The sequence below is a fragment of the Proteus mirabilis ATCC 29906 genome (assembly GCF_000160755.1).
Taxonomy (GTDB): domain Bacteria; phylum Pseudomonadota; class Gammaproteobacteria; order Enterobacterales; family Enterobacteriaceae; genus Proteus; species Proteus mirabilis.
In genome coordinates, this window is record NZ_GG668576.1 from 1,156,598 (window position 1) to 1,173,780 (window position 17,183).

Sequence of the window (17,183 nt, forward strand, 5' to 3'; positions counted from 1 at the left end):
AATAAAATCATTATTGTTATTCTTTCTATCTAGCTCATAAAAACTAATAAATTAGATATTACTTTAGTTACCAAAACAAGGGGGAATAATTATTATCACTCATTTCACACATCTTGCGCCTATTAAACATATTGTGCGTTATATCTCTCAATAATCTCTTTCTATAATTGTGATATATAAAAAAATTACTTATATTAATAATCCATTAGATACTGACAGGTAAATCATGGATAACAACTTAAGAGAAATCGAATGCGAGCTCGCTGCTTTAAAAATAGTCACTAAATCTCTACTTTGTGCATTAAATGATAAGCAACGACGCGATATGTTAGGCAATATATCTTTAGTTATTGAAGATACTTCAAGCAGATATCCACATCACAATGAAGTTATAAATCTTACTGAGCAATATGTGAAAAAACTTATCCAAGCATAAACTCATTATATGATTTTAATGGTTTCCCCACCAATTTAACATCATAGGATGCACAATATTGCATCCTATGCTCTTCTTTTTACTAAAATAACGTTCACTCTTTTCTATTACTTAAGTCAAATATAACCTCTTACACTCTATCTTTATCCTCCAGTGATTAAGTTAATAAAATAGATCACTTTAGATAAAGCGCATTTGTAAAAGCGTTCTTTCTGTACTAATACATTTTTTACTTGGATTTACTTAAATAATTAATTAATATGCAAAATTATCGCATTGCTATCGTAATAGTTCCTCGGAAGAATATATGGAAAAAAAATTAGTTAACATAGAACATGAAGTTGCGGCATTAAAAGTGATTTTAAAATCACTATTACTTACATTAACAAATAAACAAAAGGAATCTGTTATATATGATATAAACAAAACCATTAGAAATGCTTATGCTGAACATCCACAATACCAAGACATAATAGAAAAAACCGAACAATACATAAAAAAGATACTCCAAAAATAGTTGTGATTTACATCACTATCAGTAAATAGCTATAACTATTTATATTGTTATTCATTATTTTTAGCTTTATATCTATAAATGCTGAGTTATTTTAATATGACATCATCAATGATTGATTGAGTTATAATATATAGCTATTATTTGCCATGTTATAAAAAAACAACAACACAAAGAATTATTAAATTTATTAATAAATTACATACAGTTAAAATATTAAATCTAGTATATTATTTTTTTAGATATTCTCTACCCATTCTCTCCCATTGATCAGTTTGTTAAAGTTGTTGAATACACTCGCCAATTTCCTGAATCATTGATCACGGCATAATCTATCTTAGTTCCTTCAACAACGGATTGTGGTAAATCAAGATAGTTTTTTTCATAGGGCGCCAGCATAATATTATGCTGTCTACGCTTATCAATGCTAGTCATGATCACTAGACTCATATACCACGGTGTGGGGTTTGTTATCATCACACCATGTGAGGTAGCACTAAAATGTAGACGCTGTTCATCCTTTTCTGTCGGTACTTTTAATCCTGCGGGGCGAATAAAAACTTTTAATCGCAAACGTAGTGGTAAAATTAATTTTCGTGACACATCTTGTGTTGCGAGGTTTTCTGGTGGTATCTGATAAAGGTTAAGCCAAAATACACTTTCTCTATCGGTGGGTAAATTATCACGAGAACTAAGCACTAAACGAAGTGACCTCAACTCACCAGGAGCCATTTTAAAGATAGGTGGTAATATAATAAGTGGTGTTCTGTTCGTATCTGGTGAAGAGTGAATATCACCAATATCGGACCAAACCTGTACCAACATAGGTATCGCACTATCATTTGCAAGTGTTAGTGATTGGTTTATATCATTTGCTGCAAAAACTATCCGAGTTCGATCAACATTAATCGCAGCAAATGATGATATGACAATACCAATTGATAGAAATAGTAATATAACTAGCTTATTGAAAACTAACCACGGCTTGTAATTGTGCATTAACACTCCCCACGGTTACGGTTTGTCCACTAAGAGCTTCTAAAGAAGCAGTAAAATCACCATGCCAAGTTTCTATAGAACCATTTTCTTTTGTACCAGAAAACGTAGTAAGATCTTTATACGCATACCACCCTCGAGTACTTCCACTTCCCGTCACCATCCTGTCCGGTAGCAAATTAATTGCAGCACCTTGTTTATCATAGATTTTGATCCCAACCCCAGAAGCAACGCCTTTTTCACCATAATGTGTATCCAATAGCCATGTTAATCCACCACCAGATGTTGTTAGACCTAAACGACGGGCGGCCGCAACCGCCGTAGGTTGATTAACTAAAAAGCCCATTGCTACATTCGCAATATTAGTTGTAGGGTGAGTTGAAGACATTGCTCCTGATTCGCAATTAAGTGTAAGACTAAATGTTGCTTGACTGCTTTGCCCTGAAGAGAGTGCCCTAACAGTAATTTGAGGCAAGATAACTATTGAGGGATAATCCTCTATTGTACAAGTTGCACCTCGAATATAAGTAACTTGATTATAAGTTCCCCATGCGCCCGGCCATACATATGGCCATCCCAAATATTTATTGGCATGATCATCTCCTTCTTGGATAGCAAAAGTATCTAAGCCAGGCCCTTTAAAAGCAATATAACCTCGAGGTTGGTTATAAGTATCTTTATTAATTCTACCCGCATAAATAAACTGATCTGAGGCTGAGATTTTTATCATCTCATACAATATATTGCTAAATGCGCTAGCAGGAATATAAATCGCGTGATCATCTTGAAACCAACTATCTGCCGTAAGTTGGCGCTGTTTCCAATAACGACTATAATACTCTCCTGTACTAAGATTAGTCATACGTACAGCGACATTACGTTCTACATCATAATAGGCTCCTTCCAATTCTTTCGCCGGACGCCCTCCCACAAATATGTTATCACCATTGGTGGAATACAATTCATAAAGTTGCCCTGCATCCTTTAGCTCACAACGAAAAAGGATCTGTTTCGCACTATATGGTGTTCGAGTTGCTGATGTAAGAAAATTAGCAATAGAGCTCGCTAGTACAGTACCAGCAGGTTGAAACTTATTACTGGTACTCACACTAATAACAGATGGTAAGCCTAAATGCCCAATATTATCATCAAAGGCACCATACCAGTTACGAGCAGTATAGCCTGCCTTAATTGCACTATCGGATAGAAAACTATTATCTGTTACCTTAATACATACCGCTTTGCTTCCAACGCTAAAGAGCAGACTAATAAAACAAATGACTAATAGTAACATTCGGTGAAAATACAACATGGCTTATTTATCCTCACAAATTGTCGTTAGATAAATCACCTTTTTAGATGAATGTAAATCAATCTGGTAAGGAACTCGACAATATTGATTAACACTTTTTCCCCAACGAATAAGTAGTCTTCCTGAATTATGGTTAATTCGGGCATAAACTTGCCCTCCTTGTCCGACCATTCCTATTACCGCCCCTTCATCACTGAGCACTTCAGCGCCCATTGGCGGTATACTGCCATCTTTCTTTTTCACGGCTATTAGTACCGCCTTACCTGTAATTGTTGCAAAATTGACTTTAGCTATTGCACCGGAATATGGAACAACTTGCTGGCTTCCCCCTGACAATTCGGTATCACGGTTCATATGGCGGGTATCAAGGGAGATATTATTGCGACGGTATGGTGATAAAGTGGGCAAAATGGCATAACCAAAATGATCGATGACGGCTCCTTGCCCATTTTGTACAACAGCACCTTGCGCCCCATCAGCATGAATTAAGGCAAAGGTATCACTAGTGTAAGGGCCTAAAGTTATCCCACCAGAATGCAAAACTAAGGTTCCTGACGTACCTAGGGATAATTGACGATAATTTTTACCCTGATCAAAACCTGCTCTCAGTGTTCCCAAGCGAGTATTTTGTTGAAAGCCAGCACCAAAGTTTGTTGATAAATGTTCCTTACCATAACGATGATGATCATAACCACCATATAATGACCAAGAAAAATCACTTTGCTCTCCACTAGAGCCGGTAATAGATAGCGTTGAAGATTGACTGTTTCGTGATTGACTATAATTTATTGCTGCCGAAGTACGGTTGTCTTTCCAATCAAATGGAATAGAAAGAGTCAATGATAGTATTGTTTCAGTATATTTTTGCTTTTGGCTTTGATCTTGCAATTCATCAATATGGTGATAAAAATGATCACCATAATCCTGAGTAGTACGCTGTCTTGCAAGGTTAAGACCGTAGCTTAACTTTCGCCACTGGTTGCTATAACCTATTTGTAACTGAGTGATCCGCGATTGATTATGGTAATAATCAGCGGTACTGGCACTAAGATTAACAGTACCGAACTGGCCTAATGGCTGGCTGATTGTTGCAGAAAGACGATTTTTTTGGTGAAGAATATCGGAATAGTAATCAATACCCGTTTTCAGTTGGCGACGTACACCAAGTACATCTTGTAAATCACGAAAACCATCCGTTGAATAGCGGTAAGCGGCTAAAACTAAGTTAGTCCCTGAAGAAAACGTTTTACTATAACTTAACTCTGCACGCCAACCTTGTTTGCGATCATTATGCTGTATACGCGCATGAGACAAAGTTGCATTCATGCCAATAGCGCCAAGGCGAGTTGCCCATACTGCGCCCCCCAACCAGGCGTAATAATCTTTGGCTAATCGCGATCCAAGATTAATGGTGAGGTTGTTATTAATACCAAACTGAGCAGTACCTTCAAAAAAACGGTTATCAACATGCTTATATTGCTTCACCTTCCCCAAAGAAAAAGAGTAGTGCCAATTACCAGGACGTACCGAATCAGGAACCGATGAATAAGGAACAATAAAATGTGAAATTTTTCCGTTAGCTTCAATTACCTCAACCTGTAAATCCCCTTGATTCTTTGTGTTATAAAGATCATCAATATAGAATGGACCTGGTGGAACGTGAGTTTCATAAATTACTTTTCCCAACTGCTTAATCACGACTTGAGCACTGCTAGCCGCTACACCATGCACCTCTGGTGCATAGCCACGTTTACCTTGTGGCCACATACGTTCATCAGTTGCGAACTTTATGCCACTAAACAATAAGCTACCAAATAGACTAGGATCTGTGTAATTATCTCCTAGTGTCATGATACTGTTAATCGCAGAAATTGGCCGTTGCAACCATGTACGAACACTCGTGTAATACCAGTCGCTACCCTGATTATGACTATCGGTATGGCGTAGATTTCCTTGATGCCGCACCTGCCATAATCCAAAATTGCTACCAACATTGATGCCACTCCATAAATATTGTGAGTGCAAGTGCTGGTCTGTATTTTCAGTATAAGTCCAATTGGTATTGTGACGTAAAAAAAGAGCTAGTACACCACTATCCCATTGTGAGGGAGATATATAGCCCCGTGGCCGATGAATTAATTCATTCATTGGGATGCTAAGTCGTAATTGTAAAGTAGCTCGATCAAAATGCCATTCCCCTTGTGATACCCATTGCCTAAGAGAACGACAACTTTTACCATGATCTACCGCCTTATCTGATAGCGATTTAACTTGTGCTTCTTGCATTAAAGATAAAGGTAAACACGGTTCCACTTGTTTTCCATTATTAATGGATTTGAAAATAATTTTCAGGCTTGATTTTATGAGAGTATCATTCACAAAAACATCCACAATGTACTCACCTGCCAATATTTCACCTCCATTAATACTGGCAATGCTTTTGCTATAAGCAGAACCTTGTAAAAGAGTGGGATCAAAATAGTACTCTTCCTCCGCCGCCTGACAGGTAAAGCAAATCGCTATCATAAAGGCCATATTTTTATAGTGAAATTTAACCTTCGTTAACATGATAATGCTCACTTATCCTTGCACCTTGATCATTAATGAGTGTCACGGTAACAGTACCTCGTAGTGATTTGAGATTAAGCTTGCGAGGTAACCAAAAAGTATGGTGAGAAAAAGGGGATATCATTTCAATATCAAGTTGATGCGTCGTACCATTTAATGTAACGCTTAAGTTACTCATTGATGCAAACCATGGATTAGGGTTATCAACGGTGATGCCAATCCCTTTTTTAGTATCACGAAACATAGTTACATGGAGTTTTTTGACTAGATTATCTGGTGAGCCGATCTGTTCTGGTCGGTAAAAGAGTTTAATACGAGTGCGTAACATCACCAGGACTTTATTTTGTTTTTCCCCGCCTATATTGGCTGGAGGAACTTGTAACGCATTAAACCAAAATAAAGACTCACGATCTTGTGGTAAAGATTTATTAGCTCCATAAACAATGCGTACTATCTGCCCTGATTTCGGTAAAATACGAAACACTGGTGGGGTGGAGATAAAAGGAATAGTACTCGCGTTTTCTGGTTTAAGATCAATATCGCCATCATCAAACCAAGTTTGCACAATATAAGGGAATGCATCGTTATTTTTTAGTTGCACATCAACTGAAGGAGCGGTTGATGGATAAATAATACGACTACCAATAATAGTCACACTGGCCCATGATATAGTCATGGGAAAAATAAATAGCATTAGCGTAACGAGATAACGAATTGCAACGCAAGTAGCATCCTTTTTCATCTTAATAACTCCATGATGATTAAAAGCCCGACAAGTGATATCGGGCCGAATAACGGTGTTACAGATAAGAAACCGCATATTGTAGAGTTGCTTCAACAGTACCCGCTGATGCGGCACCTGTAGCATAGTATTGTGCAGTGTAAGTTGCGCTGGCTTGCGTTTCTCCTGGCTTTAATTGCAGATCTCCCTCACCTTTAAAACCACCAGTTAAATTGATAACTTTCTGAGCAGTATCCAGAAGTTGAATTTCCACATTGGTAGCGTTTCCCGTATTGCCAAGGTTGCCATTGCTGGTAACTTGATTACCGACAAAAACTGTCGATATTTTAGTGGGTTTATCTGTATTACCTGTACAACCAGAAAGACCAATATCAAATGTTACCTGTCCTGCGGTATCTCCACTATCTTTTAGCTCCTTGGCACTAACAGTCGGTAAAATAACCACAGGTTTTGCCTGATTACCATTAATTGAGACAGAACAAGTTTCATCAGAAACTTCCCCCTGAAAAGTAATAGTATTATCAGATAACGCCAATGCATTAGTAGAAAGAAAGAACGTTGCAACAAATAAAGCTAGTGTTGTTTTTTTTAACATATTCGTATATTTCCTTTATTGATATTTATTTTTAATTAATATTACTTCTCTCTATAAGAAAACAGATAAAGTAGATATATTTATTCATTTTATATGACATTATTTTCTCGTTATATTTATATACAGAGGGTGCCTTAATGTTTATATGTTGATACATTAATCGCAACTTTCCCTATAAATAAATTAATTTGTCACATTAATCTTAAGCTAAGATTAAGAAACAACTTTATAAAAGTGCTTACAACACATCTGAATAACTCTTAATTTTTTCTTACTCACTAATTAAGTTAAATTTCAGAAGTTAGAATAAAGGTAAAAAAATAGCCCAAAACAAGAATAACGCATTGATAATTAATAAATAAATATCTTAATACACCTTATAAAATCATATCCATGCCCTTTATCCTAATATGAGAGATGTTAATAATGTGAATATATTGCTTTTATCCATGTTAATATAGTGTTCTACGCACAAAACTAGATAGTAGTATTAGATGAATTTAAATTCAGGCTTACTATGGATGAGAAAAAATTCTTAATTGATGAAAAAGTAATATTTGACAGCAATAAAATGATATTAGCTAACAATAATAAAATTATTAAGATCTCGGAATCAGAATCTAATTTATTACTTGCTTTCTATCAGGGGATATATAAGAAAGAAGATATTATTAATTTTGTTTGGAAAAACCGTGCAGGTTGTGTTTCTGAATCGAGTTATTACAAACTTATTAATCAGATACGTAATAATTTTACCCTTATAGGTTTAAATGCAGATGACATAGTGACTCGTCCAAGAATTGGTATCTCACTAACGGTAACACTAGAGCCAATAGTAACGGAAGAAACTACACCATACGAAAGCAGTAAAGAGTTAGAGAATACAAGGGATCAACAACCAAAAATAATTTCTAGCAATAGCATAATCCCCAGAAAAAAATTATTGATTATTTTGGGGAGTATCCTAATTCTACTGTCTACGATAGCGTTACTGATAGTGCATGGTCATGAATCACATAGATACCATAGTCACTTCCAGCTCCTTGGTCACTATGATAGTTATCATTTTTATAAAATGACTACAGATAAAGTGGCATTTGAAGAAGTGGTTGCAGCATACGATAGTCTGACACTACCAATATGTCGCGCAAATGGGCACTATCTTTATTATATCCGAGAGCCAAATATGGATCTTTTTTTACAATGTTTGAATCCTGTTGAATCGGCGGTACCTAAATGCATGACAATAAAAGAACGTTATTAATCATCCTATGTCTTTTGTTATGTGGATGTATCGCGCTAGTAATTTGGGTATTAGGCAGCTATAAACGTGATACGCTGGAAATACAAAATCTTATTTGTACAGCAAAATCAACTATCTATATAAAACCTAAACATCTTATAATGAAAGGGACATTGGTTCTTGATTTACAATCGAATCGAATCGCTATCCACTATACCGTTCAACATAACCAACAGGAGCAACAGCTATTTTTTCAAGATATCATTATCAGTCCTCTTAGCCGTACAGGAGTGCAAAATTATACTTTCGCCGTTAAGTCAGTGCATAAATTTGATTCAGATACTACAGGAGAAATGTTTGCTTGGTTACGCCTTTTACAACCAACAACCATTAACGAGCTGACGATAAATAAAATAGGTCAAAACACCTATCTTTTTTCACTTAATAGGCAGATATATAATTTCTGTACAACAGGAGGAAGAGAAAAATTGTAGTTTTTATAAAACGATATAAGGTGATTTTGATGGCAACCATATCCCCTTTGGAAGATTAATGAGATGCTAGGAGAATTATGATGCTCTTGTTTATTTTTCGCTTCAAATATGACTGATTAAAAATAATGATAGTTATATTGTGATCTTTTAATATAGCCATATTCAACACAGCGATTATTATGGCTGAGTCCGATGATGATATCTTAACAGAAGGCCGTATAAGTAATGAGTAATAAGTATTTAATTGATAATAAGGTCATTCTTGATATCGATAGAATGACACTATCACACGATCATGAAAGTATTAAAATTTCTGAATCTGAGTGTAATTTGTTATGTGCTTTTCATGAGGGACTCTTTAAAAAAGAGGATTTAATTGATTGGGTATGGGGACGTAAAGGTGTCGTTGTTTCTAATGCCAGTTATTATAAATTACTTAATCAATTACGAGGTTCATTTGAAAAAATAGGTCTTTCGGCATCCGCTATTTTAACTCGCCCTAAAGTAGGTGTGACGCTTTCTGTCACTATTGAAAAACTTCCTGATGAAATTGACTCCCCTTATTCAACAGAAGCTCCGTTGAATGATACACATGAACCAATTATAGAACTACCTGTGGTAACAAAACTCATACCTCGGCGAGTTTCTCTGCGTAAAGAATGGTTTTTTTTAGTTTGTGCTATCCTGTTCCTTGTGAGCTTACTATTTCTATTTAACAAGCAGAATACCGACTATTTTTCTCCACTTGGAACCTACAATAGTTATCAATTTTATGGTGTCACCAAAGATAATCGTACTTTAGAAAATGCCGTAGAAGCTTATACGGAACTCAGTAGCCAAGTGTATAAGCAAAATGGTAATTTTATTTATTATATTCGTGTTCCTAATACGAATATTTTTGTTCAGTGTCTTAATCAGCTGAATGTTGAGGAGCCCAAATGCATAACTATAAAAGAAATATACTGAGAGGAAGCACATTGCTTATTTTAGCGGTGGCTATTGTGTTACTGATTTTATTAATACAACGCCAACGCCAACCTAATCCTGATTCCTTTTTATGCACAGCCAAAACAGTAACGAATATTCAACCTAAGAATTTTAATGTAAGTGGTAGTATCGTTCTTGATTTTAAAAAGAAAAGAATCACTTTGCAGTATGACATCATCACAAATGAACAGGTGAAAAAAGTACTCTATCGAGATATCTACATTAATAACCTACATACTCCACAACCGGGTGTTTATACTTTCGATGTTGACTCAGTGAAAATTTTTGCCACTGATACAGCGGGCGATTTTTTATCTCATTTTAGGCTACTACACTCAGGTGCAGCGAATGAAATACGGATCACAAAAGTAGGGAATAATACTTATTTATATTCATTAAATAAGCAAATTTATAATGTTTGTACTGCACAATAGTTCTATTAATTATTTGAAAAATAAAGATTGATATACCACTTACAATCTTAATAACTGCATATTAAATTTTCTGAAAATGTTAGTAAAAAATCTGTAAGACTAATTTCATAACTTTCACTCACCATTTCTGGTTATATAGTTGGCGCAATTATGTCTTATTACGATTTGCCATAGATATAGTCATTTTTCTACTAACAAGGGGTTTTTAAATGCAGCGTATATTGTCGTTATTCATGCTGTCAGCACTATTATTCGCCACGCCATTTGCGTTTGCGACAAAAAATACCACGGTATCACTCGGCTATGCTCAAACCCATATGGGAGCATTAAAAAACTCTGCCAGTAACGACCTTCGGGGATTAAGTGTAAGGCTCCGTTATGAGTCTAGCGCAGTATCTAATGCCAATTGGGGATTATTGGCCTCTTATACAGTAACAACCCGCGATATAACCAACTATCGCTGGGAAGATGGAAAATTACATAAAGAGAATAATGATACCGTAAGATATGGATCCTTTATGATGGGTCCCACTTATCGTGTTAATAATTTTCTGAGCTTATATGGCAATATTGGTGGAGCGGCGATGAAAATAAAACATAAAGAGCGAGCTAGTGAATCAGAAACTTCATTTGCCTATGGTGCAGGTTTTATTATGGAGCCATTTACTAACCTTTCACTCGATTTTTCTTGGGAAGCAAGTAAGTTCGATTTTGCAAATACAAATACTTTTGGCATGGGTATTGGCTATCGTTTTTAAGCCCGATTATCTCGATAAATTGAGTCAACGATGATTCTCACAATGATATTACTGGCTATACCCTATAAATAACGAGCTCTTTTATTAACACATTAACAATATATGAGTCTTTCAAATATAGAAAGGACTAGCCTTGTATTTTTTGATTTTCAGGAAAATCATATGAACAAGATCTTTATTTTTATTACCACATTACTATTAACCGCATGCAGTGCCAACTCACTTCACTCAGGTGCACAAATGGTACGTATTACACACAATGAGCCAAATGCATCTTGCCGATATTTAGGTGATGTCACAGGAAGTCAGGGAAACTTCTTCACTGGTGGCTGGACATCAAATAGCAACCTAGAAACAGGCGCCCGCAATGATCTAAAAAATAAAGCATGGAAAATGGGGGGAAATGTGGTTGTATTATTAACTCAACGGGCAGGACAAACGGGAAGCGCTTACCGTGGAAGTGGCTCAAGTCAACAAACCAACGTTACATTAAGTGGTGCTGTATATCACTGTCCACAATAATAGTCGTCTTATGTAGCTTTAGATACATGATCAAACTCATTGATCAGGATTGATAGAGTTGAGTAAATAGATGGAGCGGGCGAAGGGAATCGAACCCTCGTATAGAGCTTGGGAAGCTCTCGTTCTACCATTGAACTACGCCCGCAGTAGATTTTCTGATTATACTCCAGCAAATTTTAACGGCAATCCCCTGCCTATTTAAATGGTTATCAAATAGACAATACAGGGTATAACTATTTGAAATTTAAATATAAAAAAGCCATCTTGCGATGGCTTTTTTCTATATAGCGTATTTATCGTGATTCGATAATTATTTTCCCGGACGCATCGCTGGGAATAAAATAACATCACGAATAGTATGACTATTGGTAAATAGCATTACCATACGGTCAATACCAATACCTAAACCTGCTGTAGGTGGTAACCCATGCTCTAATGCAGTGATATAGTCATGATCAAAGAACATGGCTTCATCGTCACCCGCTTCTTTTTGACGCACTTGCTCTTCAAAACGCTCCGCTTGATCTTGCGCATCATTAAGCTCAGAGAAACCATTACCGATTTCACGACCACCAATAAAGAACTCAAAGCGATCGGTAATAAATGGATTATCATCATTACGACGAGCCAGTGGTGAAACTTCTGCTGGATATTCAATGATAAAAGTTGGCTGGATCAAATGGCTTTCAGCTACTTCTTCAAAAATTTCACATTGAACACGGCCTAACCCCCAACTCTTTTCAATCTTAATACCAATAGATTGAGCAATAGCAACGGCTTTATCCATATCATCTAGATCAGCCATATTGGTTTCTGGACGATATTTGCAAATAGCTTCTTTCATGGTCAGTTTTTCAAACGGTTTACCGAAATCAAACTCTTCATCACCATATTTGACGATAGTCGAACCTAATACATCTTGAGTTAATGTACGGAATAACTCTTCTGTCAATTCGATAAGATCACGATAATCAGCATAAGCCATATAGAGTTCCATCATTGTGAACTCAGGGTTATGACGTGGTGATACACCTTCATTACGGAAGTTACGGTTGATTTCAAAAACGCGATCAAACCCACCAACAACTAAACGTTTTAAATATAATTCAGGTGCAATACGTAGATACATATCAATATCTAGCGCGTTATGGTGAGTGATAAACGGACGTGCACTTGCTCCACCTGGGATAGTTTGCATCATCGGTGTTTCTACTTCCATAAAGCCTTTATTCACCATAAATTGGCGAATAGCAGACATGATTTTCGAGCGGATCTTAAAAGTATTACGTGAATTTTCATTAGAGATCAGGTCTAAATAACGCTGACGATAACGTGTCTCTTGGTCAGCTAGACCGTGGAATTTATCAGGTAACGGACGTAGTGCTTTAGTCAGTAAACGTAACTCAGTACAATGAATACTCAGTTCGCCTGTTTTGGTTTTAAATACACGGCCACGGCCACCTAAAATATCACCGAGATCCCATTTTTTAAACTGCTCGTTATAAACGCCTTCAGGCAGATCATCACGAGAGACATAAAGCTGGATACGGCCGCCCATGTCTTGCAATGTAGCGAAAGATGCTTTCCCCATAATACGGCGAGTCATCATACGACCTGCAATAGCAACTTCCACATTAGCAGCGTCTAACTCTTCTGCACTCATTGCATCATATTTTTGATGTAATTCGTCAGACATGGCATCTCTGCGGAAATCATTTGGGAATGCGTTACCATTATCACGTAAAGCTGATAATTTTTCGCGGCGAGTTTGCAGTTCGTTATTTAAATCAGGTGCCTGCTCCGCACCTTGTTGCTGTTGCGACATGTTTTTCCTCACAGGCCCGCTTTTAAGCTAGCTTCAATAAATTTATCGAGATCACCATCTAACACTGCTTGTGTATTACGCGTTTCCACACCAGTGCGTAAATCTTTAATTCGTGAATCATCTAGAACATAAGAGCGGATTTGGCTACCCCAGCCAATATCTGACTTATTATCTTCCATCACTTGCTTATCTGCATTTTTCTTTTGCATTTCCAGTTCATACAACTTCGCTTTCATCTGTTTCATTGCCTGATCTTTGTTCTTATGTTGAGAGCGATCATTTTGGCATTGTGTGACAAGCCCTGTAGGAACGTGGGTAATACGTACCGCAGATTCTGTTTTATTAACGTGCTGACCACCAGCGCCTGATGCGCGGTAAACGTCGATACGCAGATCGGCTGGGTTGATTTCAATATCAATATTGTCATCAACTTCAGGGTAAACAAAAGCAGAGCTAAATGAAGTATGGCGACGTCCGCCGGAGTCAAATGGGCTTTTACGCACTAAACGGTGAACCCCGGTTTCTGTACGTAGCCAACCATAGGCATATTCTCCTATGATTTTGATTGTTGCTGATTTTAAACCTGCAACATCACCGTCAGACTCTTCAATAATTTCTGTTTTAAAGCCTCTAGATTCAGCCCAACGTAAGTACATACGCATTAGCATACTTGCCCAATCTTGTGCTTCTGTACCGCCAGAGCCTGCTTGTAAATCAAGATAGCAATCAGCACTGTCATATTCACCAGAGAACATACGACGGAACTCTAATTGCTCAAGCTTTTTGTTTAATCCTTCTAACTCAGCAACTGCTTCGTTAAATGTTTCTTCATCATCGGCTTCAACAGCAAGGTCAAGTAAACCAGAAACATCTTCTAGTCCTTGTTCGAGTTGGTCGATTGTTTCTACAATAGCTTCAAGAGATGAGCGTTCTTTTCCTAACGCCTGCGCCTTTTCAGGCTCATTCCACACGTCAGGTTGCTCTAATTCTGCGTTGACTTCTTCTAAACGCTCTTTCTTGGCATCATAGTCAAAGATACCCCCTGAGGACTTGAGTCCGCTCAGCGACTTCTTCTATTTGGTGTTTTACTGGATTGATTTCAAACATACTTTTTCGTCTTAACGTTGTTTTTAAAAACAATTGGAATAAATTTTGAACCGCATATTGTAACGGATCTCAGCGCGGGTTTATAGCATTTATATACAATTGTCTATCGGATTATTGTGCTCATAACAGCGCGCTACTCAATACAACCATAAAATGACTTATCTATCGCGATTAACAAGGCCAAATATGCTCCACCAGCAGTTGTGCATTGCGCTGTCCTCTAAATTCATTGACGTCTAATCGGTAAGCAAGCTCAACCGTTTTAATACTGTTATCCGGCCATATATTAACATCAACATTAAATGCAATAGCATCAATCATTACATGGCTATTTATCGGTTGAAGCATCATTTTTAAATGTTTGCTTCCCACAATACGTTGCTGTAGTAAGGTGAATTTGCCATCGAAAAGTGGCTCAGGAAAGGCTTGTCCCCAAGGCCCTGCTTCTCTTAACATTTCCGCAATAGGTAAAGATAACTGACTGTCGCTTAACTCGCCGTCTGTTAAAATCACGCCTTGTAATTGTTCAGCAGAAACTAATTCCGCCATAAGTGCCGAAAAGTGACGCTGAAAAAGTGGAAATTTATCTTCTTCCAGTGATAGTCCTGCCGCCATCGCATGGCCACCAAACTTCACCATTAATCCCGGATTTAATGTATTCAAACGTTCTAATGCATCTCGCAAGTGTACACCATGAATAGAGCGTCCTGAGCCTTTTAGTAAACCATCACCGCTTGGGGCAAAAGCAATCACTGGGCGATGTAGTTTTTCTTTAATTCGTGAAGCGAGAATGCCAACCACACCTTGATGCCACTGTGGATGATAAATAGCTAATCCATTCGGTAAGTCATCTTGGGTAGTAATAAATTGGCGAAAGATTGTCGATGCTTCTTCTTGCATTCCCGCTTCTATTTCACGACGAGTCTGATTTAATCCATCCAGTTCATTGGCAATTTCACGGGCGACACCAATATCATTAGTTAACAGTAAAGCAACGCCAACAGACATATCATCAAGACGCCCTGCCGCATTAAGTCTTGGCCCTAATGCAAAACCTAAGTCACTGCTGACTAATTGTGATAACGTTTTACGTGAAACTTCCGTCAAGGCTTTGATCCCTGCACAGCAACGTCCTGCACGAATACGGCGTAATCCCTCATAAACAAAAATACGATTATTTTCATCAAGAGGAACCACATCAGCAACCGTGCCTAATGCGACTAAATCAAGGTAATCGGCCATATTGGGGCGAGCTAATCCCTGTGCTGTAAACCAACCTTGTTTTTCTAATTCAGCTCTTAATGCGGTCATTAAATAGAAAGTGACACCGACACCCGCTAATGATTTCGACAAAAAGGCACAATCCGCTAAATTAGGATTGATAATTGCATCAGCTTGAGGAAGGGAGTGACCCGGCAAATGGTGATCAGTAACCAATACACGGATACCATATTCATGAGCAACATCAACACCTTCAAAAGAGGAGATCCCATTATCAACCGTAATAATCAGATCTACGCCTTTCTTCGCCACATCATGAACCACTTGAGGGCTAAGTCCATAACCATCATCAAAACGATTAGGAATATGGTAACTTACTTGCTGAAATCCCATTTGCCGTAACGCTTTAATAGCAAGAGCTGTACTGGTTGCCCCGTCGGCATCAAAATCCCCTACAATAACGATCCGCGATTGCAGCTTTAATGCCTCAACTAATAAAGAGATAGCAACATCAATACCGTTTAAATCTTGATAATGCAATAAGCCCTTTAACGAGCGCTCGAGCTGAGTTTCAGAGGTAATACCTCGATTGGCATAAATTTGCCGTAATAAGGGATCGAGGCTTTCTGGCAATGCTGTTGCTTTCGCCACACGCCGACGTAATGTCGGTTCAATAGTAACCATAAAACGCTATCACTTCTCTTTTTTATTTAATAATTCAAGTAGATTAGTCGCCGATATATATCCGCCATAAATACTCGCATCAGGTAATACAATCGCAGGCGTACCTTGAATGCCCATCATAGTGCCAAGTTTAAAGTGCTCATTGATATTAATTTTTTTACAGTCATCAATCGCAATAATTTTGTCACCTTTAAACGCACTATCGAGTGATTTTTTAGGAAAACCGCTACACCATACGGCATTCATCTGTTGACTGACCACATTATTTTTCACCCCGTTACGAGGAAATGCCAAATAACGTACCGTGACACCTTGTTTATTTAGCTCTGGTACTTCTTGATGCAATTTTTGGCAATAAGGACAACTAATATCGGTAAAAACAGTGATCACATATTTTTCATTAGCAGCCTTATAAACAATCATTTCATTTTTCAGTGAATCAATTTTTTTCATGATCACTTGATTAGCGATACTAACAGGCTCCTCACCATTAATATTATAAATCGGCCCTGCTGTAAGGTATTTCCCATCATCAGTAATATAAAAAATGCCTTTATCAGAAAGCACTGCATTTAACCCCACTATCGGTGTCGGTTGAATGCTCTCTGCTTTTATCTGCATTTTTGCCAGTTGCGCTTTAATAGCAGCGTTATCTGCAAACACTGGCATTGACACCATACTGAATAAAATGGGTAACCAGAGTAATTTCTTTTTCATTTGAATTCCTATTTAACACCAGCCATTC

At 37.4% G+C, this 17,183-nt stretch carries 17 protein-coding genes and 1 tRNA gene; 8 read left to right on the forward strand and 10 right to left on the reverse strand.

The features are described from left to right. Positions 1-226: 226 nt before the first annotated feature. The gene (locus HMPREF0693_RS05310) at positions 227-436 is read left to right on the forward strand and encodes a hypothetical protein (protein ID WP_004244005.1); all 210 of its coding nucleotides are present in this window, start codon (positions 227-229) and stop codon (positions 434-436) included. 307 nt (positions 437-743) lie between these two features. Next, positions 744-953, forward strand: a complete 210-nt coding sequence (locus tag HMPREF0693_RS05315) for a sigma-S stabilization anti-adapter protein IraP (protein WP_004244007.1) — start codon at positions 744-746, stop codon at positions 951-953. A 267-nt stretch (positions 954-1,220) separates the two neighbouring features. Here HMPREF0693_RS05315 and HMPREF0693_RS05320 read toward each other — a convergent pair whose 3' ends face one another. From HMPREF0693_RS05320 to HMPREF0693_RS05340, 5 genes are read right to left on the reverse strand one after another with little or no spacing between them, the layout of a single operon-like run. Then, on the reverse strand, positions 1,221-1,949 hold the full coding sequence (locus tag HMPREF0693_RS05320; RefSeq protein ID WP_004244011.1) for a fimbrial assembly chaperone: 729 nt from the start codon (positions 1,947-1,949) through the stop codon (positions 1,221-1,223). Then, a complete protein-coding gene (stbD, locus tag HMPREF0693_RS05325; protein ID WP_004244012.1) occupies positions 1,915-3,258 on the reverse strand; it encodes a fimbrial usher protein StbD in 1,344 nt (447 codons plus the stop codon). Before stbD ends, HMPREF0693_RS05320 begins: the two co-directional genes overlap by 35 nt. A gap of 3 nt (positions 3,259-3,261) precedes the next feature. Further along, positions 3,262-5,826, reverse strand: coding sequence for a fimbrial outer membrane usher protein (locus HMPREF0693_RS05330; protein WP_004244014.1), 2,565 nt, complete (start codon positions 5,824-5,826; stop codon positions 3,262-3,264). After that, positions 5,810-6,568, reverse strand: a complete 759-nt coding sequence (locus tag HMPREF0693_RS05335) for a fimbria/pilus periplasmic chaperone (RefSeq protein ID WP_017827170.1) — start codon at positions 6,566-6,568, stop codon at positions 5,810-5,812. The genes HMPREF0693_RS05330 and HMPREF0693_RS05335 overlap by 17 nt, the downstream gene beginning before the upstream one ends. A 58-nt stretch (positions 6,569-6,626) precedes the next feature. Continuing rightward, entirely contained in the window at positions 6,627-7,163 is a 537-nt protein-coding gene (locus tag HMPREF0693_RS05340) for a fimbrial protein (RefSeq protein WP_004244016.1), read from the reverse strand. A gap of 517 nt (positions 7,164-7,680) precedes the next feature. On the opposite strand from HMPREF0693_RS05340, the gene HMPREF0693_RS05345 reads away from it, so the two are divergent. The 6 genes from HMPREF0693_RS05345 to HMPREF0693_RS05370 all read left to right on the forward strand — a co-directional run bounded on the left by HMPREF0693_RS05345 (position 7,681) and on the right by HMPREF0693_RS05370 (position 11,601). Next, positions 7,681-8,427, forward strand: a complete 747-nt coding sequence (locus tag HMPREF0693_RS05345) for a winged helix-turn-helix domain-containing protein (RefSeq protein ID WP_004244017.1) — start codon at positions 7,681-7,683, stop codon at positions 8,425-8,427. Next, positions 8,400-8,900 carry a hypothetical protein gene (locus tag HMPREF0693_RS05350; RefSeq protein ID WP_004244018.1) on the forward strand — a complete coding sequence of 167 codons (501 nt, stop codon included), beginning with the start codon at positions 8,400-8,402 and terminating at the stop codon, positions 8,898-8,900. The genes HMPREF0693_RS05345 and HMPREF0693_RS05350 overlap by 28 nt, the downstream gene beginning before the upstream one ends. A 225-nt stretch (positions 8,901-9,125) precedes the next feature. Beyond that, positions 9,126-9,866 (forward strand): winged helix-turn-helix domain-containing protein, encoded by a 741-nt coding sequence (locus tag HMPREF0693_RS05355; protein ID WP_004244019.1) that lies wholly within the window; start codon positions 9,126-9,128, stop codon positions 9,864-9,866. Continuing rightward, positions 9,839-10,321 (forward strand): hypothetical protein, encoded by a 483-nt coding sequence (locus tag HMPREF0693_RS05360; protein WP_004244020.1) that lies wholly within the window; start codon positions 9,839-9,841, stop codon positions 10,319-10,321. The genes HMPREF0693_RS05355 and HMPREF0693_RS05360 overlap by 28 nt, the downstream gene beginning before the upstream one ends. 209 nt (positions 10,322-10,530) lie before the next feature. Further along, on the forward strand, positions 10,531-11,079 hold the full coding sequence (locus HMPREF0693_RS05365; protein WP_017827172.1) for an Ail/Lom family outer membrane beta-barrel protein: 549 nt from the start codon (positions 10,531-10,533) through the stop codon (positions 11,077-11,079). 162 nt (positions 11,080-11,241) lie between these two features. Further along, on the forward strand, positions 11,242-11,601 hold the full coding sequence (locus HMPREF0693_RS05370; RefSeq protein WP_017827173.1) for a DUF4156 domain-containing protein: 360 nt from the start codon (positions 11,242-11,244) through the stop codon (positions 11,599-11,601). A 71-nt stretch (positions 11,602-11,672) separates the two neighbouring features. Here the strand turns inward: HMPREF0693_RS05370 and HMPREF0693_RS05375 are convergent. The 5 genes from HMPREF0693_RS05375 to dsbC form a co-directional block, all read right to left on the reverse strand. After that, a tRNA-Gly gene (locus HMPREF0693_RS05375) sits at positions 11,673-11,746 on the reverse strand. 165 nt (positions 11,747-11,911) lie between these two features. Then, entirely contained in the window at positions 11,912-13,426 is a 1,515-nt protein-coding gene (lysS, locus tag HMPREF0693_RS05380; protein WP_004244024.1) for a lysine--tRNA ligase, read from the reverse strand. Between the two features lie 8 nt (positions 13,427-13,434). Then, a protein-coding gene (gene prfB, locus HMPREF0693_RS05385; RefSeq protein ID WP_096043105.1) for a peptide chain release factor 2 occupies positions 13,435-14,533 on the reverse strand; the annotation gives its coding sequence in 2 pieces (ribosomal slippage) (positions 13,435-14,457 and positions 14,459-14,533; 1,098 coding nt in all). 171 nt (positions 14,534-14,704) lie between these two features. After that, positions 14,705-16,438 carry a single-stranded-DNA-specific exonuclease RecJ gene (gene recJ, locus HMPREF0693_RS05390; RefSeq protein ID WP_004244029.1) on the reverse strand — a complete coding sequence of 578 codons (1,734 nt, stop codon included), beginning with the start codon at positions 16,436-16,438 and terminating at the stop codon, positions 14,705-14,707. Between the two features lie 9 nt (positions 16,439-16,447). After that, positions 16,448-17,155 (reverse strand): bifunctional protein-disulfide isomerase/oxidoreductase DsbC, encoded by a 708-nt coding sequence (dsbC, locus tag HMPREF0693_RS05395; protein ID WP_004244030.1) that lies wholly within the window; start codon positions 17,153-17,155, stop codon positions 16,448-16,450. Positions 17,156-17,183: the final 28 nt, after the last annotated feature.

Coding starts and splice junctions, on each gene's coding strand:
- HMPREF0693_RS05335 (WP_017827170.1), bottom strand. CDS start 6,568: ATGAAAAAGGATGCTACTTGCGTTGCAATTCGTTATCTCGTTACGCTA.
- HMPREF0693_RS05365 (WP_017827172.1), top strand. CDS start 10,531: ATGCAGCGTATATTGTCGTTATTCATGCTGTCAGCACTATTATTCGCC.
- HMPREF0693_RS05355 (WP_004244019.1), top strand. CDS start 9,126: ATGAGTAATAAGTATTTAATTGATAATAAGGTCATTCTTGATATCGAT.
- stbD (WP_004244012.1), bottom strand. CDS start 3,258: ATGTTGTATTTTCACCGAATGTTACTATTAGTCATTTGTTTTATTAGT.
- HMPREF0693_RS05360 (WP_004244020.1), top strand. CDS start 9,839: ATGCATAACTATAAAAGAAATATACTGAGAGGAAGCACATTGCTTATT.
- HMPREF0693_RS05340 (WP_004244016.1), bottom strand. CDS start 7,163: ATGTTAAAAAAAACAACACTAGCTTTATTTGTTGCAACGTTCTTTCTT.
- HMPREF0693_RS05350 (WP_004244018.1), top strand. CDS start 8,400: ATGCATGACAATAAAAGAACGTTATTAATCATCCTATGTCTTTTGTTA.
- dsbC (WP_004244030.1), bottom strand. CDS start 17,155: ATGAAAAAGAAATTACTCTGGTTACCCATTTTATTCAGTATGGTGTCA.
- recJ (WP_004244029.1), bottom strand. CDS start 16,438: ATGGTTACTATTGAACCGACATTACGTCGGCGTGTGGCGAAAGCAACA.
- HMPREF0693_RS05370 (WP_017827173.1), top strand. CDS start 11,242: ATGAACAAGATCTTTATTTTTATTACCACATTACTATTAACCGCATGC.
- HMPREF0693_RS05345 (WP_004244017.1), top strand. CDS start 7,681: ATGGATGAGAAAAAATTCTTAATTGATGAAAAAGTAATATTTGACAGC.
- HMPREF0693_RS05315 (WP_004244007.1), top strand. CDS start 744: ATGGAAAAAAAATTAGTTAACATAGAACATGAAGTTGCGGCATTAAAA.
- HMPREF0693_RS05320 (WP_004244011.1), bottom strand. CDS start 1,949: ATGCACAATTACAAGCCGTGGTTAGTTTTCAATAAGCTAGTTATATTA.
- HMPREF0693_RS05330 (WP_004244014.1), bottom strand. CDS start 5,826: ATGTTAACGAAGGTTAAATTTCACTATAAAAATATGGCCTTTATGATA.
- lysS (WP_004244024.1), bottom strand. CDS start 13,426: ATGTCGCAACAGCAACAAGGTGCGGAGCAGGCACCTGATTTAAATAAC.
- HMPREF0693_RS05310 (WP_004244005.1), top strand. CDS start 227: ATGGATAACAACTTAAGAGAAATCGAATGCGAGCTCGCTGCTTTAAAA.